This window comes from Curtobacterium sp. AB7, assembly GCF_044909335.1.
GTDB lineage: Bacteria > Actinomycetota > Actinomycetes > Actinomycetales > Microbacteriaceae > Curtobacterium.
Map to the genome: position 1 here is coordinate 297,364 of NZ_JBIYED010000001.1, position 23,260 is coordinate 320,623.

Consider the following 23,260-nt stretch of genomic DNA (forward strand, 5'->3'; position numbering starts at 1 on the left):
TTCGCACGGCCGTCAGGAACCGACGGTCTGGGCGGGGTGGGTGGGGTGCGGAGCGGGTCGTGTGGCGGGTGTGGCGGGCCGGCTGAAGTGCGCGATCGTCTCGGCCGGCAGCGGCGGGACGTCGATGGGGACGGAACCGGTGCGCAGCGAGCGGGTCGCCAGGGCACCGGCGGCGACCGCGGCGCGCGCCGCGATCGGGGACAGCTCCGTCGGTTCGCCGAGGGCGACGGACCGCAGGAACTCGGTCATGGTGATCAGGTCGGCGTCGGCGTGGCCGTCCTCGACGCCGTCGATCGGGTACTCGCGGTCCCCCGCGGTGTCCCAGCCACGACGGTGCGTCCAGACCTTCACGACGCCACCGCCGGTGTCGCCGATGTTCTCGAGGCGGCCCTCGGTGCCGATGACCGTGTAGTTCCGCCAGTAGTCCGGGGTGAAGTGGCACTGCTCGTAGCTGGCCTGCACGCCGTTGTCGAGCGTCATCATCACCATCGAGACGTCCTCGACGTCGACGACGGGGTTCAGCCCGGTCTGGGCGAGCGGCGGCCAGTTGTCGTGGGAGAACCAGTCCCCCATCAGCTCGCCGCTGCGGTCCCGTCGGTCGGTGACGTCGCCGTAGACCGACAGCGACCCCATGCCGACGACGCGGCTGGTGTCCCCGCCGCCGAGCGCGTGGATGACGTCCAGGTCGTGGCTGGCCTTCTGCAGGAGCAGGGAGTTGACGTTCGCACGGTCGGCGTGCCAGTCCTTGAAGTAGTAGTCCCCGCCGTTGCCGACGAAGTGGCGGCACCAGACGGCCTTGACCGCACCGATCTCGCCGCGGTCGACGATCTCGCGCATCAGGCGGACGACGGCCGCGTGGCGGAAGTTGTGGCCGACGTAGAGCGGGGTGCCCGTCTCGGCCGCGGTGTTGAGCACCGCGTCGGCGTCCTCGACCGTGATGGCGAGGGGCTTCTCGAGGTAGACGGCGATGCCCGCGCGGAGCAGCTCGATCGCGATCTCGGCGTGCGTCCGGTCCGGAGTGGTCACGATCGCGGCGTCGACCTGGCCGGTGAGGTCCCGGTGGTGCTCGACCACCAGCGCATCGGGGTACTCGGCCCGCCCGCGCTCGCGGCCCGCTGCGGTGACGTCCGCCACGGCGACGACCTGCGCCCGCAGTGCCGGGTCCGCGGCGACCGCCTCGGCGACGTGCCGCGCGATGGCGGACCGCTGGCCCATGCCGATCACCGCGACGCGGAGGATCCCGTTGTCAACGCCCATGCTCATCTCGCTCCCTTGCGTGATTGTGACGCCCATGATGCCGAATCGATCATGAATGCACAATAGGCGCTCACGGATCGCTCATGGGTCCACGGCGGGAGGGTTTTACACGATCGAAACGTCGCGCCCGGGATCCGGGCGCTCGTCGGTCGGCTCAGTCGGCGACGACGAGCTCCACGCCGGCGCTGGCGAGGTCGGCTGCGAAGGCCGGCGGGACGGGCTGGTCGGTGACCAGGACGTCGATGCGGTCCAGCGGACAGATCCTGGCGAACGTCGATCGCTCGATCTTGGTCGAGTCGGCGACCACGATGACCCGTCGGCCGACCGAGGCGAAGTGCCGGCTGACCTCGGCCTCGCCCTCGTGCATGGTCGTGGCGCCGTACTGCCCGGTGAGCCCGTCCACCCCGAGGACCACGAGGTCGAGTGCGAACTCGTCGAGGGTGTCGCGGACGAGCGGGCCGACGAGCTCGTACGACTGCCGACGCGCCACCCCGCCCGTGACCACGATCTTGACGTTGGCGCGGACGGACAGTTCGTACCCGACGTTGAGCGCGTTCGTCACGATGGTGATCCCGAACTCGCCGTCGGCACGGATGAACCGCTCGCTCTTGCCGAGTTCACGAGCGACCTCGGTCGTGGTGGTCCCACCGTTCAACCCGACGGTCTCACCCGGCTGCACCAGTCGCGCGGCGGCGCGGGCGATGGCGGTCTTCGCCTCCGCCTGGCGCGCGATCTTGTACTGCAGGGGCAGTTCGTAGCCGGCACCGAGCGCCGCGGCGCCGCCGTGCGTGCGCGTGACGAGCCGCTGGTCGGCGAGCGTCGTGAGGTCGCGTCGGGCCGTGGCGGCCGAGATCCCCAGCAGCTCCCCGATCTCGGCGATCGACACGTTGCCGCGTTCGCTCACCAGTTCGAGCAGGGCGTTCAGCCGCTGTTGGGGGGTCATGACGGCCATCCTACGTGGCCATCGCGACTGCCCGGTGCTCGGAATTGACGCTTTGGGCTTCCATCGCGCACGATCGCTCGCTACGCTTCCTGATCATCGATCACCCGGATCGAACCGGACCGGAAGGCTCCCATGACCGACACCTTCGTGAGCGCCGAACTGGCCTCCCAGCCGGAGACCTGGCGCGCTGCCGCAGCACTCCTGCCGACCTTCTCGGACGCGCTCCCCCAGCCCGGTGAACGCGTCGCCGTGATCGGCTGCGGCACGAGCTGGTTCATCGCGATGAGCTACGCCGTCGCCCGTGAGCAGGCCGGCCTCGGGGTCACCGACGCCTTCGCCGGCTCCGAGTACCCCGCATCGCGCGAGTACGACCGCGTGCTCACCATCAGCCGCTCGGGCACCACGACCGAGATCGTCGACCTGCTGCAGGCCCTGCCGTCGCAGCGCACCGTCCTGATCACGGCCGTCGCGGACAGTCCCGCCGCGGCCGTCGCCGACGACGTGGTCGCACTGCCCTTCGCCGACGAGCGCTCCGTCGTGCAGACGCGGTTCGCCACCACGGCGCTCGCCCTGCTGCGCGGGTCGATCGGCGACGACGTCGAGGCCCTCGCCGCCCAGGCCGAGATCGCGCTGACCCTGCCGATCGACGACCTGCTCGACGCCGAGCAGGTCTCGTTCGTGGGCCGCGGTGCCGCCGTCGGCCTGACGTTCGAGGCCGCACTCAAGACGCGGGAGGCCGCGCAGTTCTGGGCCGAGTCCTACCCGGCGATGGACTACCGGCACGGGCCGATCGCCATCGCACAGCCCGGCCGGCTCGTCTGGTCGCTCGGTGCCGCACCGCAGGGGCTGGCCGACGAGGTCGCCGCCACCGGTGCGCGCTTCGTGCAGCACGACCTCGACCCGATCGCCGGCCTCGTCGTCGTGCACCGGTTCGCCGTCGCCCTGGCCGAGGGCCGTGGGCTGGACCCGGACAACCCCCGTTCGCTGACGCGGTCGGTCATCCTCACCTGATGGCGGGCGCAGGCGCGGTGCTCGGGGTCGACGTCGGCGGCACGGGCACCAAGGCCCGACTGACCGACGCCGACGGACGCGTCCTGGACGACACCCGGGTCCCGACGCCGCGCGACGATCCGTCGGGGCTCCGACTGGCCGTCGCCGTCGCCGACCTGGCAGTGCGGGCACTCGACCGCGGTCGGCTCGACGCCGTCGGGCTCGTCACGCCGGGTGTCGTCGACGAATCCGCCGGCACCGTCGTCCTCGCGGTGAACCTCGGGTGGCGGGACGTGCCGGTCCGCGACCTCGTGCGGGCCGAGCTCATCCGGCGCGGTGTCGACGTCCCGATCGCCTTCGGCCACGACGTCCGCGCCGGTGCCCTCGCCGAGACCCACACCGGCGACTCGGCACTGTCCCGCGGATCGGTCGCGTTCGTGCCCGTCGGTACCGGCCTGGCCAGCGCGCTGGTCGTCGACGGCCAGGTCGTGTCCGGCGGCGGATGGGCGGGGGAGATCGGCCAGGTGCTGATCCCGTCCGGACCGCACGCGGGGCTCCGGGTCGAGGAGATCGCATCGGCCGGGGGAGTCGCACGCCGCTTCGGGTCGGCATCGGCGCACGCAGCCATGCTCCGAGTGCGCGACGGCGACCCCGTGGCGACCGCCGTCTGGGACGACTGCGTCGCCGTGCTCGCGGACGCCCTCGCCTGGACGACCGCGGTCGCCGGCTGCCACACCGTCATCGTCGGCGGGGGACTCGCCGAGTCCGGCCCGCTGCTGTTCGGGCCGCTCCGCACGGCGGTGGCCGAGCGACTCGTCGGGGTCCGCGCACCGGAGATCCTGCCGGCCGCCCACGGCGACGCCGCCGGAGCCATCGGCGCGGGTCTGCTCGCACGGCGGGTGCTCGAGACCGGGGTCCTGCTGTGACCACGCTCGTCCGCGCGCCACGCATCGTGACCGCCGCCCACGACCTGCACGACGGGTGGCTCGTCCTCGACGACGACACCGTGCTCGCGGTCGGTGCCGGCACACCGCCGCGCGCGGACTCCGCGGTCACCGTCGAGGGCACCGTCGTGCCGGGCCTCGTCGACCTGCACGCCCACGGCGCACTCGGCCACGACTTCGCCACGTGTTCCGCAGCGGACGCCCGAGCGGCGGCCGCGCACCACCGGTCACGGGGGACCACGACCCTCGTCGCCTCGATCGCGACCGGGCGTCACGACGACACCGTCGCAGCGCTCACGCGCCTGCGCCCGCTCACCTCGGACGGCACGCTGGCGGGCCTGCACCTCGAAGGGCCGTGGTTGTCCCCGGCCCGCCGCGGAGCCCACCGGGTGGACCTGCTCCACGCCCCGGACCCGCTCGAGGTCGACGCGTACCTGGCGGCCGCCGACGGCGCGCTGCGGGTCGTGACACTCGCCCCCGAGCTCCCCGGCGCCCTCGACACCGTGGCGCGGTTCGTCGCCGCCGGGGTCGTCGTGGCGATCGGGCACACCGACGCCACCGCCGAGCAGACCCGCCGCGCCATCGACGCCGGCGCCACGCTCGTCACGCACCTGTTCAACGGCATGCCACCGCTCCACCACCGCACGCCGGGGCCGGTCGGGGCTGCCCTGACCGACGACCGCGTCCTGCTCGAGTGCATCGTCGACGGACACCACCTCGACCCGACCACGATCGGGCTCGTCCAGCGGAGTGCGCCAGGCCGCCTGGTGCTCGTGTCCGACGCGATGTCGGCGACGGGCTGCCCCGACGGTGACCACACCATCGCCGGGTCCGCGGTCACGGTCCGCGGCGGGGTCGCCGTGCTCGCCGACGGGTCGTCGTTGGCGGGCAGCACGATCACCGTCGCCGACGCCGTCCGCGGGCTGCTGACGAGCGGGGTCACGGTGCCCGAGGTCGTCGCCGCCTCCGCCACGCGTGCGGCTCGGCTGCTCGGTCGGCCGGCGCCGCTCACGGTCGGCGCACCCGCCGACCTCCTCGTCCTCGACCCCGACACCGGTGCGGTGCGGGACCCCCTCCCGACGGCGGTGGCCTCGTGATCGTCGTCGTCACCCCGAACCCGGCCGTCGACGTGACGTACCGGGTCGCCGAACAGCGCATCGGCGAGACCCAGCGGGTCCTCGACGTCGCACGGCACCCGGGCGGCAAGGGCCTGAACGTCGGCCGGGTCCTGGCGGCGACGGGTGTCGCGACGCACGCCGTCCTGCCCCTCGGGGAGACGCCCGGCCAATGGATCTCGGATGCGCTCGACGACCTCGGCCTCGACCACACCGACGTCGTGGTGTCCGGTACGACCCGCACGACCGTCACCGTGGTCGACGACGTCGCCCACCCGACGATGTTCGGTGAGCCCGGCCCGGTGCTCACCGGCTCCGAGTGGGACGCCGTCGCCGCAGCGGTCGACGGACTGCTCGGCCGCCACGACGCCACCGCCCTCGTGGTGTCCGGTTCGCTGCCCGGCGGTGCCGCACCCGATGTCGTCGCACGCTGGGTCGCCACGGCCCACGAGCACGGCGTGCTGAGCGTCGTGGACTGCTCCGGTGCCGCGCTGCTGGCGGCGGCGAGCGCGGGTGCCACCGTCTGCAAGCCCAACCGCGAGGAACTGCTCGAAGCCACCGGCGCCGCGGACGAACGCACCGCCGCCCTCCGGCTGCTGGAACGCGGCGCCGGCGTCGTCGTGGTCTCCCGCGGAGCGCACGGCATCGCCGCCCACACCACGGACCGCGTGCTCGAGGTCCCAGCGGTGCCCGGCGTCTCGGGCAACCCGACCGGGGCGGGCGACGCAGCGACCGCCGGTCTGGTCGGTGCCCTGGTCGACGCGGGGACCGGTGCCCCGTTCGCCGACGACACCCTGCTCCGGGCGCTCCGGTCCGCCGCCGCCCACGGGGCCGCCGCCGTCCTGCGCCCGGTGGCCGGCGAGGTCGACCCCGCCGACGTCCACCGCTTCCTGACCCACCCCGACCGAACGAGGACCCCAGCATGATCACCGACCTCGCCCTGACGGGCCTGCTCGACACCGCCCGGACGGCACACCGCGGCGTCGGCGCGTTCAACGTCGTCCTGCTCGAGCACGCCGAGGCCATCGTCACCGGGGCCGAGCGGGCCGGACTGCCCGTCATCCTGCAGATCAGCGAGAACTGCGTCCGGTACCACGGCGGTCTCGCACCGATCACGACCGCCACCCAGGCGATCGCCCGGGCCGCCGACGTCGACGTCCTGGTCCACCTCGACCACATCGAGGACCCGGACCTGGTCACCGCCGGCATCGACCTGGGCGTGGACTCCGTCATGTACGACGGCTCGCACCTGGACTTCGCGGCGAACGTCGCTGCCACCCGTGACCTCGCGGTCCGGTGTCACGCCGCCGGCGTCGCCATCGAGGCCGAACTCGGCGAGGTGGGCGGCAAGGACGGCGTGCACGCTCCGGGTGTCCGCACCGACCCCACCGACGCCGCCGCGTTCGTGGCCGACACCGGGGTGGACGCCCTGGCCGTCGCCGTCGGGACCTCGCACGCGATGCAGACCCGCGAGGCCTCGGTCGACCGCGACCTGGTGGAACGCCTGCGTGACGCGGTGCCGGTCCCGCTGGTCCTGCACGGTTCGTCCGGGCTGTCCGACGACGAACTGCGCGGCGCGGTGCAGGCCGGCATGACGAAGATCAACATCTCGACCCATCTGAACGGCCTGTTCACCCGTGCCCTGCGCACCGTGCTCGATGAGCGGCCCGACCTGGTCGACCCCCGGAAGTACGTGTCGGCGGGGCGCGAGGCGATCTCCAGCGAGACCGCACGGCTGCTGATGCTCCTGCACGGCTGAGCGGTGGTGGCCCGGGCAGCCGCAGTCCTCAGCAGAGCGGGACGTTCACCGCGAGCCCGCCCATGGCGGTCTCCTTGTACTTCGTCGACATGTCCGCCCCGGTCTGCCGCATCGTCTCGACGACCTGGTCGAGCGACACGTGGTGCACGCCGTCCCCGCGCAGGGCCATCCGTGCGGCGTTGATCGCCTTGTTCGCCGCGATCGCGTTCCGCTCGATGCACGGGATCTGCACCAGGCCACCGATCGGGTCGCAGGTGAGCCCGAGGTTGTGCTCCATCGCGATCTCCGCGGCGTTCTCGACCTGTTCCGGGGTGCCCCCGAGGACCTCGGCGAGTCCGGCGGCCGCCATCGACGCGGCCGAGCCGACCTCGCCCTGGCAACCGACCTCGGCACCGGAGATCGATGCGCGCTCCTTGTAGATCGACCCGACGGCGCCGGCTGTGAGCAGGAACCGCACGACTGCGTCGTCCCGGTCGGCAGCGGTGATCGCGGGGACGTAGGTGAGCGCGTAGTACAGCACCGCGGGGATGATGCCGGCGGCGCCGTTGGTGGGTGCGGTGACGACCCGGCCGCCGGTGGCGTTCTCCTCGTTCACCGCCATGGCGACGAGGTTCACCCACTCCATGGCGAACAGCGGGTCGTGGTCGGGGTCCTCGCGCGTGAGCTGCTCGTACCACGTGGCTGCACGACGCCGGACGTCGAGCCCGCCGGGCAGGCACCCGTCACGGCGGACGGAGCGTTCGACGCACGAGTCCATGACGGTGTGGATGTCGAGCAGCCCGGTGCGGACGTCGGCGTCGGACCGGGTGACCGACTCGTTGGCGAGCGCCACCCCGCTGATCGGCAGACCGGAGGAAGCGCAGGCGGCCAGCAGCTCGGCACCGCTCGAGAACGCGAACGGGACGCGGTCGTCGACCGGGATCGCCGCCCCCGCGACCACGGCGCCGTCGTCCTCGGCACCGTCGTCAACGCCGTCGCGCGCGATGAAGCCGCCACCGATCGAGTAGTACGTCTCGTCAGCCAGGTCGGCACCGGACGCGTCACGGGCTCGCAGCCGCATGGCGTTCGGGTGCCGGGGCAGCATCGTGAGGGGGTGCAGCACGATGTCGGCGATCCGGAACGGCACGGTCGCCCCACCGTCGAGCCGGAGCAGGCCGTCGCGTTCGAGGGCGTCGAGCGCCGACGACATCGCGTCCGGGTCGACCGTCTCGGGGTGGGACCCCATCAGGCCGGCGACCACGGCGCCGAGGGTGCCGTGGCCCTGCCCGGTCGACGCCAGTGAGCCGTACAGGTCGACGGCCACGGAAGCGACGGGCAGCCCGGCGATCAGGGACGCGAACTCGGCGCCGGCCCGCATCGGCCCGACGGTGTGCGAGCTCGAGGGACCGACACCCACGCTGAACAGATCGAAGACGGAGACCGGCACGCCGCCACACTAACCCGTCCGGACGGACCGGGTCTCGAGCTGGCCGCGCCGAGTCTCGGGCTGAGCGACAACTCACGGGCTCACGAGCACGAGAACTGTCGCTCACCGCGAGACTCGGCCTCCAGGATCAGCGGCGGGTGTTGCCCTCCGCCGGCACCACGAACCACAGGACGACGTAGGCGATCCACAGCGGCCCGGGGAACAGGCTCAGGATCACCCAGCCGATCCGGACGAGGGTCCGGGACAGGCCGAAGCGATCGGCGAGGCCGGCGCAGACACCGGCGAGGATGCGGCCGTTGCGGGGCCGGGAGAGTGTGCTCATGGGGACGACGTTACGCACCGGCGACGAGCGAGGGCATCCGGGCAGTACCCCGGAGCACGGTGGGGACAACCCCCGAACGGCCCGGACAGCCGTCAGGGGATCAGCACGATCTTCCCGCGGGTGTGCCGCTGCTCCAGCTGCTCGTAGGCGTCCTGCACCCGGTCGAGCGGGTAGGTCGCCGCGATCGGCACCTCGACCTCGCCGTTCGCCACCTGCATCGCCAGGGCGCCGAGGATCTCCGGGTCGGCCGTGTCCGCGCTGCCGGAGGCCTTCGCACCGACCTCGGCGGCAGCCTCGAAGGCGATGATCGTCTCGATGCGGTCGACCGGCACACCCAGGGCGATCCCGAGGTGCAGGTACTCCGGACCGTACGTGTCGATGAGGGCGTCGATGCCGTTGGTGGCGAGCTCGGTGATCCGCTCGTGCAGGCCCTCGCCGTAGGCAACGGGCCGTGCATGCTTCGACCGGAGCCACTCGTGGTTCGCCTCGGACGCGATCGCGATCACGTCGATGCCCTCGTTCGTCAGCAGCTGCGTGACGAACCCGCCGACACCACCGGCGGCACCGGACACGACGACGGTCTCGCCGGGTCGGGGGTCGACGGCTCGGACGGCTGCGGCAGCGGTGGTGGCGACGATGTCGAGCCCGCCGGCGACGGTCCAGTCGAGCAGTCGCGGCTTCTGCACGACCTGTTCGGCCGGCACCGAGACGTACTCGGCCTGGCTCGCGCGGTCCCACGACCACCCGAGGACCTCTTCGCCCTCGTCGACGCCGTCGACGCCCTCGCCGACGGCCACGACGATGCCGGCGAAGTCGGTGCCCTGACCGGACGGCAGCGCGTCGGAGGACCCGCCGTCGAACAGCCCCTGGCGGATCGCCGACTCGCCCGGGTTGATGCCGGCGGCACGGACGCGCACGAGCACCCGACCGGCGGTGGCCTCGGGGACAGGGACCTCGGCGACGTGCAGCACGGAGCGGTCACCCCACTCGTCGAAGCGGACAGCGCGCATGGTCTCCGGGATCTCAGTCATCGCGTCCGACGGTACCCCGAGCCCCACGAACAGTCCGCGTGGACCGCTCCATCGCGACAACGGTGGGAGACTGACCCCATGCCCATCCTCAACAAGGACATGCAGGTCTGCATGTCGCTCGCGGCCCGGCCGAGCAACATCGGCACCCGGTTCCACAACTTCCTGTACGACGAGCTCGGGCTCAACTTCTTGTACAAGGCGTTCACCACGACCGACCTGCCCGGCGCCGTGGCCGGCATCCGCGCCCTCGGCATCCGCGGCTGCTCGGTGTCGATGCCCTTCAAGGAGGCGATCATCCCGCTGGTCGACCACATCGAGGAGTCCGCCGCCGCCATCCAGTCGGTGAACACGGTCGTGAACGACGACGGCGTGCTCACCGCGTCGAACACCGACTACGAGGCGATCGCCGCGCTGCTCGCCTCGCACGACGTCGACACCGCGTCCCGCGTGCTGCTCCGCGGCTCCGGCGGCATGGCGAAGGCCGTGACCGCTGCCTTCCGCGGCGCCGGCTTCGACCGCCTGACGGTCGTCGCCCGCAACGAGCAGACCGGTTCGGCGCTCGCGTCGCAGTACGGCTACGAGTGGGTCGCCGAGGAGCGCGAGGCGGGGGAGTCCGACCTGGTGGTCAACGTCACGCCCCTCGGCATGCGGGGCGACCAGCAGGACGCGCTCGCCTTCGCGCAGGGCCGGATCGAGGCGGCCCACACGGTCTTCGACGTGGTCGCGTTCCCGTCGGAGACCCCGTTGGTCCGTGCGGGGCGGGATGCCGGCAAGCACGTCATCACCGGAGCGGAGGTCATCGCGCTGCAGGCGGCCCGCCAGTTCGAGCGCTACACGGGCGTCGCCCTGACCGACGACCAGGTGGCGCGCGCCAGCGAGTTCTCGCGCGCCGAGTAGTCGACGCGACCAGAAGACGGACGGGAGGCCCGTGGCGGCGCCGCCACGGGCCTCCCGTCCGTCTCGTGGGACGTCTCAGGCGTTCGCCGCGCGTCCGACGGCCACCCACCCGAGCCGGCGCAGCGTCTCGTGGTTGCGCACCCAGATGAGCGGCTGCATGAGGAAGTCGGGGACGTGGGCGCCCGGACCGGCGACGGCGTTCTCGACGATCGTGACCTTGCAGCCCTTGCGGTGCGGCTCCACGGTGATTTCCACACGGGCCTCGCCGATCGGCCACCCCTTCGGCTGGATCACCATGCGGTGGGGCGGGTCCCACACCAAGGACGTCGTGACGTCGTCGATGACGATCGGCCACGCACCGAACGAGTGGTGCAGGTGCGTGCCGACCGCTGGCCAACCGGGTTCCTCACCACGCATACGCGAGGCACCGACCACCCAGGTCGTGTAGAGCCAGCCGTCGCCGAGCACGTCGAAGACGTCCTCGGGAGCGCAGTGCAGGATGCGGACGTTCTTCGCCATGGTGATCAGCCTTCCGGGGTGAGGTCGACGTCGTCGGGCAGCCCGAAGGTGTGCCGGAGCGCACTCTTCGCGGCACGCCAACCAGCCATGCCGTGCACGCCGGGGCCGGGGGCGGACGACTCGGAGCACAGGTACATGCCACCGCCCATCCGCCACGGGTCACTGGACAGCACCGGGCGCTTCACGAGCTGCCAGAAGCTCGCGGCCCCGGCGGCGATGTCACCGCCGACGTAGTTCGGGTTGTGGTCCGACATGTGCGCAGCCGTGCGGCTCGACGTGTGCAGGATCGTGTCGCGGAAGCCCGGCGCGAACCGTTCGACCTGGCGCGTGATCGCCTCGGTCTGGTCGACGTCGGACCCCGACGGCACGTGCGCGTAGGCCCAGAAGACGTGCTTCCCCTCCGGCGCACGGGTCCGGTCGACGACGGTCGGCTCGGAGCCGAGCACGTACGGCCGTTCGGCGTGCTGACCGCGCGCGACGGAGCCCTCCGCCGCCGCGATCTCTGCTCGTGTCCCACCGATGTGCACGGTGCCGGCCCGGCGCAGCGCCTCGTTCGTCCACGGCACCGGGTCGGACAGTGCGAAGTCGACCTTCGCGGCCGCGTTGCCGAACCGGAACCGGCGGAGCGCACCGCGCTTCGGCGTGGGGATCTGCGACCCGGCGATCCGCAGCATGCCGGGGACACTCGTGTCGAACAGCACCGCCTTCGCCGGGGTGAGGTCGCCGAGCGACCGGACCTCGTGCCCGGTGACGATCCGTCCGCCGTGCGCGACGAGGTCGTCGGCGAGCGCGTCGACGATCGCCTGGCTGCCGCCGATCGGCACGGGCCAGCCGCGGGCGTGCGCGTAGGCGCCGAGCGACAGCGCCGCGGCGGCCGTCGACAGCGAGGGCATGTGCTGGATGGAGTGCGCGGCGACGCCGGACACCATCGCCGGCGCGGCGTCCTGCCGGAAGCGGGCGTTCCAGGCACTGCTGCCCTGCTCGAAAGCGCGGAGGCCGAACCGCAGCACCGTGAGCGGGTGTCGCGGCACGTGCAGGAGGGCGTCGGTGGCGAAGTCGGCGACCTGGTCGGCCGCGCGGGCGAGCGGCCCCATCAGGTTCCGGAAGGCCGGGCCGTCCACGCCGAGCTCGGCGGCCGTCCGTTCGAGGTCCTGGTACGCGATGCCCGCGCGACCGCCGTCGAGCGGGTGCCCGTACTGCACCTCGGGCAGACGGAGCTCGATGCGCTCCTCCATGCGGAACAGTCGGAAGAACTCGGACTGCAGTGCCATCGGGTGCACGGCCGAGCAGACGTCGTGCAGGAACCCCGGCAGCGTGAGTTCCTCGGTGCGGGCGCCGCCGCCGATGGTGTCGTTCCGTTCGACCACCTCGACGGACAGGCCCGCGCGGGCGAGTGTCACCGCCGCCGCGAGTCCGTTCGGACCGGCACCGACCACGACCGCATCAACCATGGTCCGAGCCTAGGGACTCGTGTCTGCGCGTGGTCCCGGTTCAGGGGCGGGCGACGTCGGGGTCTGCGGGGTCGGAACCGTCCTCGTCGCCGTCGGCGTCGTCCGGCTCGTCGGCGTCGACCGGCGTCGAGCCCACGGGGTGCTCGGCGAGCAACGTCGCGAAGTCCTCGTCGAGCATCTGCTGCAGGCGGTCGTCGCGGCCGATCTCGTAGTCGTCGGCTGGACGCTGCGCCCAGCCGAGGCGCCCGACCACCGTGGTGCCGATGTCGTCCCAGGCTCGGGCACGGGCGGCGAGCACGATGCCGTCGACGAAGTGCTGGTCGTCACGGCGCTTGTCGAGCATCGTCGCGAGTTGCTCGTACGTCGCCTCACGCGTGCGCAGCTTGAGGTCGTCACCCCGGCGGTAGTCGTGCTGGTGCCGTGAGCGGCCCTTCGACTTGCTCGACGTCGACCGGATCTCCCGCATGCGCGCGGCGTCGCCACGCTGCTCCTCGGCCATGCGGTGGAGCTCCTCGCGCGCGGCCTCGGCGATCAGCGCGTGGTCGAAGTACCCCTGGTCGCGCAGCGCATTGGTGATGATCCGGTTGCCGACCGCGATCGTGACCGCGGCCTTCGCGATGAGGAACCCCTCGTCGACGGCACGCTTCAGTTCGACCTGGCTGATGGGTCGATCGCGCACGTCGTGGTTGCGTCGTCCGAACAAGGCCATGCTCCGACGATACCGGCGTCCGGTGACCATCCGTCGGCAGGTGGACCCGCATCACGCCCTGGAGGGACGACACGCCCCGAGTGGTTCCGTAGCGTCGGGTGCATGGTCACGTACACGGAGTCCCCCCGCACCGGTCTCGGCACCGCGAGCCTCGTCCTCGGGATCTGTTCGCTGCTCGCCGGTTGGACGTTCGTCGCGCCGATCGTCGGGCTGTGCCTGGGCGTCGCGTCGCGCAGCCGGGAGCCGCTCGCCCGTGGTCGCGCGGGCTGGGGGATCTTCCTGAACCTCATCGCGCTCGCCGTCTGGATCCTGCTGCTCGTGCTGGCGGTCGTCGGCGGGGTGTTCGCGGTCTGGCAGGGCGCGACGCACAGCTCCTGACGCGCACGCACGGCGGAGGCGGGGGGTCTCACCTAGAGCAGCAGGCCGTAGACGGCGACGTCGGCGCGGACGGGGCCGAGCGGCAGCGCACCCCGCAAGGTCCCCTCGTGGGCGAACCCGAGCCGTTCGGCGAGCGCGCGGCTACGGACGTTGTCGACCCCGGTCCGGATCTCGAGCCGTGCCGTGCCGCGTGTCCGCGCGACCTCGACCAGGACCCGGGCGGCCCGCCCCGCGACACCACGACCCTCGTGTCCGGCGTCCACCCAGTAGCCGAGTGACGCCTGGCCCAGGTACGGGTCGAAGGTCAGCGACGCCACCCCGACGATGCGGTCGTCGGAGCGGATGACGCAGGGGAGCGCGCGGTCCATCGCGAACTGGCCGAGCAGCCGTTCGGTGTGCAGGCCGATCGTGTCGCGGTCCTGCGGATCCCACGCCCACGGTTCGGCCGCACGCAGCCGGTCCAGGTTCGCGCGCACGAGTTCCAGCACCGGGTCGACCGTCGTCAGGTCGCGCAGCGTCAGCGTGTACCCGTCGCCGAGGTCCCGCCCGAATGCCGCCACCCGTCAGAGACTATGCACGCCCGGGCCTACTCGTACCGGAGCGCCTCGATCGGGTTCTGCCGTGCGGCGCGGCGTGCGGGGAGGGTGCCGGCGAGGAACGCGATGAACATCACGACGAGGATGATCGTCGCCACCGAGCTCGGCGCGAACTGCATGATCTGCAGGCCAGGCAGGTCCTTGAGCAGCGTGCCCGCGAGCACGTTCGAGATGCCCGTCCCGAGCAGGATCGCGACACCGGCTCCGATGGCGCTGCCGAGGAAGCCGATGAAGACCGCCTCGAGCGAGAACAGCGTGTAGACCTTGCCGCCGCCCATGCCCATCGCCTTCATCAGGCCGATCTCGCGGGTGCGTTCCTGCACGCTCATCAGCAGCGTGTTGATGATGCCGAAGCCCGCAGCCACCAGGGCGATGACGGCGAAGGCGTTCAGGACCCCGACGATGCCGCTGATGACGGTCTGGAACTGTCCGAGCTGGTCCTGGATGGTCTGCCCGAGGAACCCGTCGTCCGACAGCGCCTTCTTGACCGTGGTCGCGGAGGCCCCGGAGTCGAGCGTCGCGGTGGCGCTGGCGTACGAGGTCGCGATCGAGTCCGGCTTGCCGATCTCCTGCGCGGCCTGCATCGCGTCGGTGAGTGCGGCGTTCGCCCCGGCACCGCCGCCGAACAGCGACTCGTTCTGCACACCGACCACCGTCGCGGTGAGGGTGTGCTCCTTGCCCTGGTAGTCGTCCACCGCGAAGGTGAGCTCCTCGCCGACGGCGGCCTTCGCGCTGCCGAGACCGAGGTTCTCCAGGTAGTTCGTCGGCAGGATCACCTGGTTCGCGTCGGTGTCGTCGTCGAGCTGCTTCCCGCTCGCCAGGTCGGCGTCGAGCTCCCCCGCGTTGGCGGTCAGGGAGACGACGTACTTGCCGTCGTCGCCGTGCTCGGCGTACTTCGGCGCCAGGGCGACCGCTGGACGGATGCTCTTGATGCCGTCGATCGCGCGGATGTCGTCGACGTCGGACTGCGACAGGTACGAGAACGACGCCGGACCGCGGTCGACGCTCTGGCCGGACTCGTCGGGGTCGTACTCCGCCGGCCCGCTGTCCGTCGACGTGGCGTCGACGGCCTTCGTGATGGTCAGGGAACCGGTGTCGCCGATCGACGAGACCTGGGTGTCGATGTAGTTGCTGACCCCCGTGCCGATCGCCGAGGTCAGTGTGATCGTGAAGGCGCCGATGAAGATCGCGATGACGGTCAGGGTCGTGCGCAGCTTCGACCGGAAGGTGTTCGAGACCGCGGTGCGGAGCAGGTCGAGGAAGTTCATGCGGAGTGCCTTCCGTGCGTGGCCTGCTGGTCGACGGCGGCACCGGCGGTGGGCGTGCCGTCCGATCCCCCGACGATGAGTCCGTCGCGGACGTTGACGCTGCGGTCGCAGCGGGCGGCGAGTTCTTCGTCGTGCGTGACCACGACGAGCGTGATCCCGCGTTCGCGCTGCAGGCCGAAGAGCATGTCCTCGACCACCTGCCCGGTGTTCGTGTCGAGGTTGCCGGTCGGCTCGTCGGCGAAGATGACGCTCGGCTCGCCGACCAGCGCGCGTGCGATGACCACGCGCTGCTTCTGCCCGCCGGACAGGTCGTTGGCGTCGTTCTTCGCCTTGTCGGCCAGACCGAGGGAGTCGAGCGCCGCCATGCCGCGGCGCTTCCGTTCGGCCCCGGAGACGCCCGCGATCTTGAGCGGCAGCACGACGTTGTCGAGGACCGAGGTCTTGGGGGTCAGGAAGAACTGCTGGAACACGAACCCGAAGGTGCTGTTGCGCGTGCGGTTCACCTGGCGGGCGCCGAGCGTCGCCGCGTCGGTGCCGTCGAGCAGGACCTGCCCGGTCGACGGCTTGTCGAGCAGTGCGAGCAGGTGCATGAGCGTCGACTTGCCCGAGCCGGACTTGCCGACGATCGCCAGGCTCTCGCCCTGGTGCACCTGGAGTGACACCCCCTTGAGCGCGTCGAACCGCGTCGGGCCTCGGCCGTAGGTCCTGGCGAGGTCACGGGCCTCGAGCACGGGAGGGGTCATGGCCCCACCGTAGTGTCCGCTGCACGACTGCAAGTTTGCGTTTGCTGTAGATCATGTGACGTTCCGGTTACAGTCGGGCCATGCCCGACACCGCGCCCGCCACCGAGATGGGTCTGCGCGACCGCAAGCGCATCGAGACACGCCACCGCATCGCGGAGGCGGCTCGGTCGCTCGCGCTCGAGCAGGACATCGACCGCACCACGATCGAACAGATCGCCGCACGCGCCGAGGTGTCGCCCCGCACGTTCTTCAACTACTTCGAGAGCAAGGAGGACGCGGTCCTCGGGCACACCGAGCTCGACCTGGATGCCGAGACCCTGGCAGCGCACCTCGAGACCGTCGCGGGGGAGCCGGCTGCGCAGGCCGTGGTCGACCTGGCGTTCCTGGTGTTCGGCTCGTCGTTCGGCGACGAGCACGAGCGGCTCGCCCGGAAGGAGGTCATCGTGCGCTTCCCGCAGCTCATGCGCCGCCAGGTCAGCCGGATGACGACCGTGGCCGAGGCGATGACGGGTGCGGTGCGCACGATCCTCGAACGCGATCCGGCGTGGGGACCGGACGCCGCGACCCCGCAGGCCGCCGAGATGCTGCTCGGCATGTGCATGACCGGCCTGCGGAGTTCGGCGCGGCACGAGGGTTCCGACCCGGAAGAGGTCCGCGCCCGCGTCGTCGCGTCGATCCGCGACACGGCTGCGCGGGTCACGGCTTCGTGATGAAGCCCTCCTTCACCATCCAGTCGAACGCGACGTCGGCCGGCTCGCGCCCCTCGACGTCGACCTGACGGTTCAACTCCTGCAGCACGGCGTCGGTGAGCTTCGGCGAGATCTGGTCGTAGACGTCCGCGAGCTGCGGGTACTCCTTCAGGGTGGCCGAGTCGAGCACCGGGGCGACGTTGTACGCCGGGAAGAAGCCCTTGTCGTCCTCGAGCACGGTCAGGCCGAGCGACTTGATGCGGCCGTCGGTGGTGAAGACCTCGCCGAAGTTGCACTTGCCGCGGTCGGTGGCCGTGTAGACCGTGCCGGTGTCGAGGATGCTGACGTTGTCGCTCGGGATCCCGTTGTCGCCCGAACCGCCGAGCTCCAGGCCGTACTTCTTCAGCATCGGCTTGAACCCGTCGGCACGCGAGTTGAACTCCGACTCCACGCAGAAGGTGCGTTCGTCGACCGGCAGCTTCGCTATGTCGGACAGGGTCGTGACGTCGCCGAGCTCCTTGACCGCCTCGTCCCGCACCGCGAACGCGTAGGTGTTGTTCATCGGCGCCGGGTCGAGCCACGTGAGCCCGTTGCCGGCGTCCTCCTTCTTGACCGCTTCCCACTGCTCGGTCTTGTCCGGGATCCCCTCGGTGTGGCCCATGAAGGTCAGCCAGGCGGTGCCGGTGTACTCGTACGTGAAGTCCGCACCGTGCGAGGTCATCAACTCGCGGACCGCGACGCTGCCCGGCACGTTGGTCTCGTCGGTGACGTCGAACCCGGCGGCCTTCGCGGCGAGCACGGCGATCTTGCCGAGCACGAGCTGCTCGGTGAAGTTCTTCGACGTCACGGTGATGTGGGCACCGTCCGGCAGGTCGTCGATGCGCTCGATGGTGCCGGGACCGGCCTCGGGGACGAAGGACGTCGCGGGCTGCAGGCCACAGCCGGCCAGGACGAGCGCAGTGGTGCCGGCGAGCGCGACGGCGGCCCCGCGGCGGAGGCGGCGGGTACGGCGGTTCATCGGAGTCCCTTCGGACGTGCGACGGTCTCGACCACGCGGCCGAGCCAGTCGATGGAGAGGGCGAGGAGCGCCACGAGCAGCGCCCCGGCGACGAGCACCTTCGGCAGGAAGAGCGTCACGCCCGTGGTGATGAGGAGACCGAGGCCACCAGCGCCGACGAAGGTGGCTAGGCTCGCGGTGCCGACGAGCAGCACGAGCGCCGTCCGGATGCCGGAGAGCATGACCGGCACGGCGAGGGGCAGCTCGACGCGCATCAGCACGCTGAACGCGCTCATGCCCATGCCACGGCCGGCCTCGACGAGCCGCGAGTCGACGCTCTGCACGCCGATCATGGTGTTCCGGAGGACCGGCAGGATCGCGTAGAGCACGAGTGCGACCACGGCGGACCAGCTGTTCAGGCCGAGCCACGCGGCGAGCAGCACGATCAGGCCGACAGCGGGGGCGGCCTGCCCGAAGTTCGCGACGGCGAGGACGTACGGGCTCGCCCGACGCAGCGGTCCGCGCGTGAGGACGATGCCGAGCGGGATGCCGATCACGAGCACGAGCACCGTCGACTGCAGCGTGAGCACCAGGTGCTGCCCGGTGAGCGCGAGGATGTCCGACGGGTTGAGCGTCGTGCGCTCGGTCGGGGTCAGGTCCGCCGTGGCGAGCCAGATCGCGAACCCGGCGAGCACGACGAGGATCGCGATCGGCTGGAACAACAGGCCCTTCCAGGACGTGCTGGCGCCGGTGGCGGGTCCGGCGGCGACAGCACTCACAGGTCTTCCCCGGAGGGCGCGATCACGGGCGCGGCCGGCGAGGACGGCAGCGTCTCGATCTGGTTGGTGTTCGTGCCGACCGGCGTGTACGCACGGTCGTCGGCGGCTGCCGCACGCGACCGGGTGATGGCCTCCATGACGACCTCGACCGTGATGACACCGCGGAACGCCTCGCCCCGACCGGTGACCAGTGCGGCCCCGGCGCTCGAGACGAGCATGGTGTCGAGCGCGTCGTTGAGCGTCGAGGCCTCGCCCACGATGGGCAGCTCCGGGTCGACGCCGTCCGGGATCCGGTCGAGACGCTCGAGCTGCCGGCGCGACGGCCAGCCGATCGGCCGCTGCCGACGGTCGACCACGACGGCGTGCCCGTGACCTCCTGCCTCCTGCATGCGCTGCAGGACGGCCTTCGCCTCCTCGCCGGGGGAGCAGGTCACCGCGGAGACGACCTCGACGTCGCGGACGCGGTTCAGGGTGAGCTGCTTCAAGCCGGCGCCCGAGCCGATGAAGTTCTCGACGAACTCGTTCGCCGGCTCCGCCAGGATCCGCTCCGGGGTGTCGTACTGCACGATGTGTGCACCCTCGGTGAAGATGACGATCCAGTCGCCGAGCTTCACGGCCTCGTCGAAGTCGTGGCTGACGATGACGATCGTCTTGTGCAGTTCTTCCTGGATCCGCAGGAGCTCGTCCTGCAGCCGCTGCCGGGTGATCGGGTCGACCGCACCGAACGGCTCGTCCATCAGCAGGACGGGCGGGTCCGCGGCGAGCGCACGAGCGACACCGACGCGCTGCTGCTGGCCGCCGGAGAGTTCGCGGGGGTAGCGGTCACGGTAGGTGTCGGGGTCGAGCGAGACGAGGTCGAGCAGCTCGTCGACGCGCGCCGCGATCTTCTCCTTCGACCAGCCGAGCATCTTCGGCACGATCGCGATGTTCGCGGCGACGGTCATGTGCGGGAAGAGCCCGCCGGCCTGGATCACGTAGCCCATCCGGCGGCGGAGCTCGTCGGCGTCGATGCCGGTCACGTCGTCGTCACCGACGACGATGCGGCCCTCGGTGGGCTCGATCAGACGGTTGATCATCTTGAGGGTCGTCGTCTTGCCGCAGCCGGACGGGCCGACGAGCATGACGATCTTGCCGGCCGGGATCTCGAGGGTGATGCCGTCGACGGCGGGCTTCGACTGCCCGGGGTACCGCTTGGTGACCTCGTCGAGCAGGATGCTGCGGCCGGTGACGTCCCCGTCGGGCGCGGTGGTGGTGGCGGAGTCAGTGCTGGACACGGATACCTCTCGAGATGGTCAGGCGGCCGAGGCCGAGGAGGAGCAGGTCGAGGATGAGGGCGAGCAGGACGACGCCGACCACCCCGACGACCACGGAGTACAGGGCGTTCGCGCCGCCGAGGCGCGAGAGTCCGGAGAAGATGAAGCCGCCGAGCCCGGGGCCGAGCGCGTAGGCGGCGATGGCTGCGATGCCCATCACCATCTGGGCGGACACGCGGACGCCGCTCAGGATGATCGGCCAGGCCATCGGCAGTTCGACCTGCACAAGGGTCCGGAACCGGCTCATGCCGATGCCGCGCGCGGACTCCACCACGCTCGGCGGGATCTCGGCGAGGCCGACGACCGCGTTGCGCAGGATGGGGAGCGCGGCGAAGAAGACGACCGTCACGACGGACGGCAGCACGCCGAAGCCGAGCGGGACGATGAGCAGGCCGATGACCGCGAAGGACGGCAGGGTGAGGCCGATGGCGGACACCCCGTTCGCGACGGAGGTCAGGCGGGGACTGCGGTAGACGAGTGTGGCGAGCACCACGGCGATGACCGTGGCGAGCACCGTGCACTGGACCACCAGTGAGAAGTGCTGCCACGACGAGAACCAGATCTGGCTCCATCGCTCCACGACGTACTGGAACACGGGTGGGCGCTCCCCTTCCGGTCGGCCGAACTGCCCACGGGTCGGGGCACAAGCTGCGCCAAAGCTACGCAGGGCACGGACCGGTCGCACGACGAAGCGCAGCGGAGACGACCGATTCCTGTGCAGACAGCCGAGCGAGAACCCCTGGTCAACGGGCAGTTCGAGCGTCGAGCCTGAGAGAACGGTAACGATCGTGAGGGGCCATCGGCTACGTGGCCAGGCCCCGCAGGCCGGACCGCTCGGCGATGTCGACGAGCTGCTCGCGCCAGAGGACCCACGCTTCCGGGCTCTTGTCGGCCAGGTTGCCGTCCCCGTCGCCCGCCAGTCCGTCGAGCATCTCGCGGACGATGTCGGCGTGCCCCGCGTGCCGGGCCGTCTCGTACGCCATGTGCACCAGGATGCGGTGGAGCGTGACCTCGCGGTGCTCCTCCGGCCACCAGGGGACGGTGCCGCGGGCGTCGAGGTCGAGCGCTTCGATGGTCGCGTCGGCGTGTGCAGCGCTGCGGTGGTGGAAGGCCACGACGTCGTCGAGGGTCTCGTCGAGCGTCGCGTACATGTCCTCGCCGTCCTCTGATTCGAGCCAGGCGGGCGGGTCGGGCAGCGGCCGGCCGAAGACCTCGCCGAAGTACCCGGCCTGCACACCGGCGACGTGCTTCACCAACCCGAGCACGTTCGTGCCGGTCGGGGTCACCGGCCAGCGGGCTTGCCGTTCGGCCAGACCGTCGAGCTTGCCGAGCAGTGCGGCACGGTGCTTCTGCAGGTACCGGTGCAGCGTCCGCTTCACCGCAGCAGCCGAGGCCAGGGGATCGGTGGCCGATGACGCACCCTCGTCCGACAGGACCGAGTTCCCGCTGGACGCGAGACCGGTGGTCGTCGCGGGGTGGACCTCGGGGACGGCGTCGGTGCTGCTCATGCCCTCGATCGTGCCACCACGACGTCCTGCAGGCGTGCCGATTCCTGCACGGCCACACGCTCCGCGGTGAGCAGCAGCCCGGCGACCTCGGCCGAGGTGCGCGCAGGGGCGTCGTTCCAGCTCGTCAGGTCACGCACGCGGCCCATCCGGACGTCGGGCGCCGGACACCAGAGCACCGGCGCACCCTCGTCCGCGGCGAGCGCGTGCCAGACCAGGTCGAGCGAGTGCTGGACCCGCGGCGAGTGCACGGCGTGCGGCCCGCCAGCGGCCGAGACGACCGCGCCGACCAGGCAGGCGGCGACGAGCGGCCGCCCCTGCACGTCCATCGCGGCGGCACTCGTGGCCTTCCGCATCCGGCCGTGCTCGTCGAGGTACGCGAACCAGGCGTGCTGGATCCAGCCGCGTTCGACGACGCCGCGCGCGTCGGACAGCAGGTGCTCGAGCTCGCCGAGTTCCTGCAGCCGGGCTTCGACCCGTCGGACGCGTGCGGCGGCGCGGCGCTCGGCGAGGCGGTCGAGGAACCCGCGGAGGCCGGTTCGCTCGGATCGGGTGGGGGCGGGAGAGGCGTCGGTGGCGACGTCGTGCTGGACGCGGAACTCGAGGGTCATGAGGGCCCCTCCGATCGGCTGTGCACGGATGGTGCGGTCACGATAGCCCCGCGGGGTCTCAGCCGTCCAGCACCGCGTCGATGCTGCGCCGCGCGACGCTCCGGAAGGCGCGTTCGTCGGACGACGCGAGCGCGGAGGCGAGCGCGATCGCCCACCCGCGCGCGCGTCCCCAGGTGACGTCCGGAGCGGCGACCAACGTCCGGAACGCGTGGCGGGCCTCCCGGTCGAGCGTCAGCCAGGCGGTGGCGAGGTCGACGGCGGGGTCCCCCGAGGTCACGTCGCCGAAGTCGACGACCGCCGACAGGCGTTCGTCGCCGTCCGGCGTGCGGTCCACGAGCAGGTTGAACGGGTGCAGGTCGCCGTGCACCCAGACGGGAGGCCCGGTGTGCGTCGGCAGCGCCGCCGCGGTCCGCCAGACCGCTGCCAGCTCCACGGCCCGGGGCACGTCCTGCGTGGCGAGTCGCGTCAGGACGGCGTCGCTGCGCGTCGCCAACGGCACCGCACGGAACGGGTTCGCCGGAGCATCAGCCGGCGCCGGCACGTGCAGCAGTCGCACGAACTCCGCGAGGGCCCCGGCGACCCGGACACCGGCAGCACGCTCACCGACGGGTGCTCCCGGGAGCCACGGGACGATGCTCCACGACCAGGGGTACCCGAGCGCCGGACGGCCCACGCGCACCGGAGCCGGCACCGGGACGACCGGTGCGACGCGGGCCGCGGTCTCCGGAAGCCACCGCTGCTCGTGCTCGACCAGGCGTGCCGCGAGCTCCCGACGCGGCAAGCGCACGGCGTACTCGTCGCCGAGCCGCACGATGACGTTGTCCCAGCCGTTCGCGACGACCACGAGCGGCAGGTCCGCCAGGTCGGGGTGCTGGTCTCGCAGCAGGGCCCGGACGAGTGGGACGTCGACGTCGACCTCTGCCGGTGGTGTGGGCACCGGCTCAGGCTAGTGGGCCGGTGGACACATGCCCGCGAACGGGGGCGGGTGCGGAAACCGACCGCTGGGTATCCTCGTGGA

26 protein-coding genes are annotated in these 23,260 nt (G+C 71.7%); 8 read left to right on the forward strand and 18 right to left on the reverse strand.

Annotated elements, in window-relative coordinates:
- Positions 1–12 precede the first annotated feature (12 nt).
- Complete coding sequence (locus tag ABH929_RS01500; RefSeq protein ID WP_205463389.1) at positions 13–1,263, reverse strand: Gfo/Idh/MocA family protein; 1,251 nt, start codon at positions 1,261–1,263, stop codon at positions 13–15.
- A gap of 148 nt (positions 1,264–1,411) precedes the next feature.
- Entirely contained in the window at positions 1,412–2,200 is a 789-nt protein-coding gene (locus ABH929_RS01505; protein WP_165901013.1) for a DeoR/GlpR family DNA-binding transcription regulator, read from the reverse strand.
- 132 nt (positions 2,201–2,332) lie between these two features.
- Here ABH929_RS01505 and ABH929_RS01510 point away from each other — a divergent pair, with 132 nt between their 5' ends.
- Genes ABH929_RS01510 through ABH929_RS01530 form a run of 5 tightly spaced genes read left to right on the forward strand, consistent with a single transcriptional unit; the run spans position 2,333 to position 7,008 of the window.
- Positions 2,333–3,211, forward strand: coding sequence for an SIS domain-containing protein (locus tag ABH929_RS01510; protein WP_404559845.1), 879 nt, complete (start codon positions 2,333–2,335; stop codon positions 3,209–3,211).
- A complete protein-coding gene (locus tag ABH929_RS01515) occupies positions 3,211–4,116 on the forward strand; it encodes an ROK family protein (protein ID WP_404559846.1) in 906 nt (301 codons plus the stop codon). Before ABH929_RS01510 ends, ABH929_RS01515 begins: the two co-directional genes overlap by 1 nt.
- Positions 4,113–5,231 (forward strand): N-acetylglucosamine-6-phosphate deacetylase, encoded by a 1,119-nt coding sequence (gene nagA, locus ABH929_RS01520; RefSeq protein WP_404559848.1) that lies wholly within the window; start codon positions 4,113–4,115, stop codon positions 5,229–5,231. The genes ABH929_RS01515 and nagA overlap by 4 nt, the downstream gene beginning before the upstream one ends.
- Positions 5,228–6,175 (forward strand): 1-phosphofructokinase family hexose kinase, encoded by a 948-nt coding sequence (locus tag ABH929_RS01525; protein WP_404559849.1) that lies wholly within the window; start codon positions 5,228–5,230, stop codon positions 6,173–6,175. The genes nagA and ABH929_RS01525 overlap by 4 nt, the downstream gene beginning before the upstream one ends.
- Positions 6,172–7,008, forward strand: coding sequence for a class II fructose-bisphosphate aldolase (locus ABH929_RS01530; protein ID WP_404559850.1), 837 nt, complete (start codon positions 6,172–6,174; stop codon positions 7,006–7,008). The genes ABH929_RS01525 and ABH929_RS01530 overlap by 4 nt, the downstream gene beginning before the upstream one ends.
- Before the next feature lie 28 nt (positions 7,009–7,036).
- Here the strand turns inward: ABH929_RS01530 and ABH929_RS01535 are convergent, their stop codons facing one another.
- The 3 genes from ABH929_RS01535 to ABH929_RS01545 form a co-directional block, all read right to left on the reverse strand.
- A complete protein-coding gene (locus ABH929_RS01535) occupies positions 7,037–8,434 on the reverse strand; it encodes an L-serine ammonia-lyase (protein WP_404559852.1) in 1,398 nt (465 codons plus the stop codon).
- A gap of 127 nt (positions 8,435–8,561) precedes the next feature.
- On the reverse strand, positions 8,562–8,756 hold the full coding sequence (locus tag ABH929_RS01540) for a PspC domain-containing protein (RefSeq protein WP_111083567.1): 195 nt from the start codon (positions 8,754–8,756) through the stop codon (positions 8,562–8,564).
- Positions 8,757–8,848: 92 nt separating this feature from the next.
- The gene (locus tag ABH929_RS01545; RefSeq protein WP_404559854.1) at positions 8,849–9,787 is read right to left on the reverse strand and encodes an NADP-dependent oxidoreductase; all 939 of its coding nucleotides are present in this window, start codon (positions 9,785–9,787) and stop codon (positions 8,849–8,851) included.
- A gap of 78 nt (positions 9,788–9,865) precedes the next feature.
- On the opposite strand from ABH929_RS01545, the gene ABH929_RS01550 reads away from it, so the two are divergent.
- Positions 9,866–10,684 carry a shikimate 5-dehydrogenase gene (locus ABH929_RS01550; protein WP_404559855.1) on the forward strand — a complete coding sequence of 273 codons (819 nt, stop codon included), beginning with the start codon at positions 9,866–9,868 and terminating at the stop codon, positions 10,682–10,684.
- Between the two features lie 75 nt (positions 10,685–10,759).
- On the opposite strand, the gene ABH929_RS01555 is transcribed toward ABH929_RS01550, so the two are convergent.
- The 3 genes from ABH929_RS01555 to ABH929_RS01565 are packed head-to-tail and all read right to left on the reverse strand — an operon-like array spanning position 10,760 to position 13,363.
- Entirely contained in the window at positions 10,760–11,203 is a 444-nt protein-coding gene (locus ABH929_RS01555) for an SRPBCC family protein (RefSeq protein ID WP_205463395.1), read from the reverse strand.
- 5 nt (positions 11,204–11,208) lie between these two features.
- The gene (locus ABH929_RS01560; protein WP_404559857.1) at positions 11,209–12,654 is read right to left on the reverse strand and encodes a phytoene desaturase family protein; all 1,446 of its coding nucleotides are present in this window, start codon (positions 12,652–12,654) and stop codon (positions 11,209–11,211) included.
- Between the two features lie 40 nt (positions 12,655–12,694).
- A complete protein-coding gene (locus ABH929_RS01565; protein WP_111083572.1) occupies positions 12,695–13,363 on the reverse strand; it encodes a hypothetical protein in 669 nt (222 codons plus the stop codon).
- A 102-nt stretch (positions 13,364–13,465) separates the two neighbouring features.
- On the opposite strand from ABH929_RS01565, the gene ABH929_RS01570 reads away from it, so the two are divergent.
- A complete protein-coding gene (locus tag ABH929_RS01570) occupies positions 13,466–13,741 on the forward strand; it encodes a hypothetical protein (protein ID WP_123671362.1) in 276 nt (91 codons plus the stop codon).
- A gap of 32 nt (positions 13,742–13,773) precedes the next feature.
- On the opposite strand, the gene ABH929_RS01575 is transcribed toward ABH929_RS01570, so the two are convergent.
- From ABH929_RS01575 to ABH929_RS01585, 3 genes are read right to left on the reverse strand one after another with little or no spacing between them, the layout of a single operon-like run.
- The gene (locus ABH929_RS01575; RefSeq protein ID WP_404559859.1) at positions 13,774–14,301 is read right to left on the reverse strand and encodes a GNAT family N-acetyltransferase; all 528 of its coding nucleotides are present in this window, start codon (positions 14,299–14,301) and stop codon (positions 13,774–13,776) included.
- 26 nt (positions 14,302–14,327) lie between these two features.
- A complete protein-coding gene (locus tag ABH929_RS01580; protein ID WP_404559861.1) occupies positions 14,328–15,605 on the reverse strand; it encodes an ABC transporter permease in 1,278 nt (425 codons plus the stop codon).
- Positions 15,602–16,348, reverse strand: a complete 747-nt coding sequence (locus tag ABH929_RS01585; RefSeq protein ID WP_404559863.1) for an ABC transporter ATP-binding protein — start codon at positions 16,346–16,348, stop codon at positions 15,602–15,604. Before ABH929_RS01585 ends, ABH929_RS01580 begins: the two co-directional genes overlap by 4 nt.
- 80 nt (positions 16,349–16,428) lie before the next feature.
- Here ABH929_RS01585 and ABH929_RS01590 point away from each other — a divergent pair, with 80 nt between their 5' ends.
- Positions 16,429–17,058, forward strand: coding sequence for a TetR/AcrR family transcriptional regulator (locus ABH929_RS01590; protein WP_404559865.1), 630 nt, complete (start codon positions 16,429–16,431; stop codon positions 17,056–17,058).
- On the opposite strand, the gene ABH929_RS01595 is transcribed toward ABH929_RS01590, so the two are convergent.
- From ABH929_RS01595 to ABH929_RS01625, 7 genes are all read right to left on the reverse strand, one after another.
- Positions 17,045–18,055 (reverse strand): glycine betaine ABC transporter substrate-binding protein, encoded by a 1,011-nt coding sequence (locus ABH929_RS01595; protein WP_263055409.1) that lies wholly within the window; start codon positions 18,053–18,055, stop codon positions 17,045–17,047. The two genes, ABH929_RS01590 and ABH929_RS01595, sit on opposite strands and share 14 nt — an antisense overlap.
- Complete coding sequence (locus tag ABH929_RS01600) at positions 18,052–18,813, reverse strand: ABC transporter permease (RefSeq protein ID WP_111083579.1); 762 nt, start codon at positions 18,811–18,813, stop codon at positions 18,052–18,054. Before ABH929_RS01600 ends, ABH929_RS01595 begins: the two co-directional genes overlap by 4 nt.
- A complete protein-coding gene (locus ABH929_RS01605) occupies positions 18,810–20,087 on the reverse strand; it encodes an ABC transporter ATP-binding protein (protein ID WP_111083580.1) in 1,278 nt (425 codons plus the stop codon). The genes ABH929_RS01600 and ABH929_RS01605 overlap by 4 nt, the downstream gene beginning before the upstream one ends.
- Positions 20,074–20,721 carry an ABC transporter permease gene (locus ABH929_RS01610; RefSeq protein ID WP_404559868.1) on the reverse strand — a complete coding sequence of 216 codons (648 nt, stop codon included), beginning with the start codon at positions 20,719–20,721 and terminating at the stop codon, positions 20,074–20,076. The genes ABH929_RS01605 and ABH929_RS01610 overlap by 14 nt, the downstream gene beginning before the upstream one ends.
- Before the next feature lie 208 nt (positions 20,722–20,929).
- Entirely contained in the window at positions 20,930–21,634 is a 705-nt protein-coding gene (locus tag ABH929_RS01615; RefSeq protein WP_404559870.1) for a DinB family protein, read from the reverse strand.
- Positions 21,631–22,242 carry a hypothetical protein gene (locus ABH929_RS01620; RefSeq protein ID WP_404559872.1) on the reverse strand — a complete coding sequence of 204 codons (612 nt, stop codon included), beginning with the start codon at positions 22,240–22,242 and terminating at the stop codon, positions 21,631–21,633. The genes ABH929_RS01615 and ABH929_RS01620 overlap by 4 nt, the downstream gene beginning before the upstream one ends.
- 58 nt (positions 22,243–22,300) lie before the next feature.
- The gene (locus ABH929_RS01625) at positions 22,301–23,179 is read right to left on the reverse strand and encodes an aminoglycoside phosphotransferase family protein (RefSeq protein WP_404559874.1); all 879 of its coding nucleotides are present in this window, start codon (positions 23,177–23,179) and stop codon (positions 22,301–22,303) included.
- Positions 23,180–23,260 lie beyond the last annotated feature (81 nt).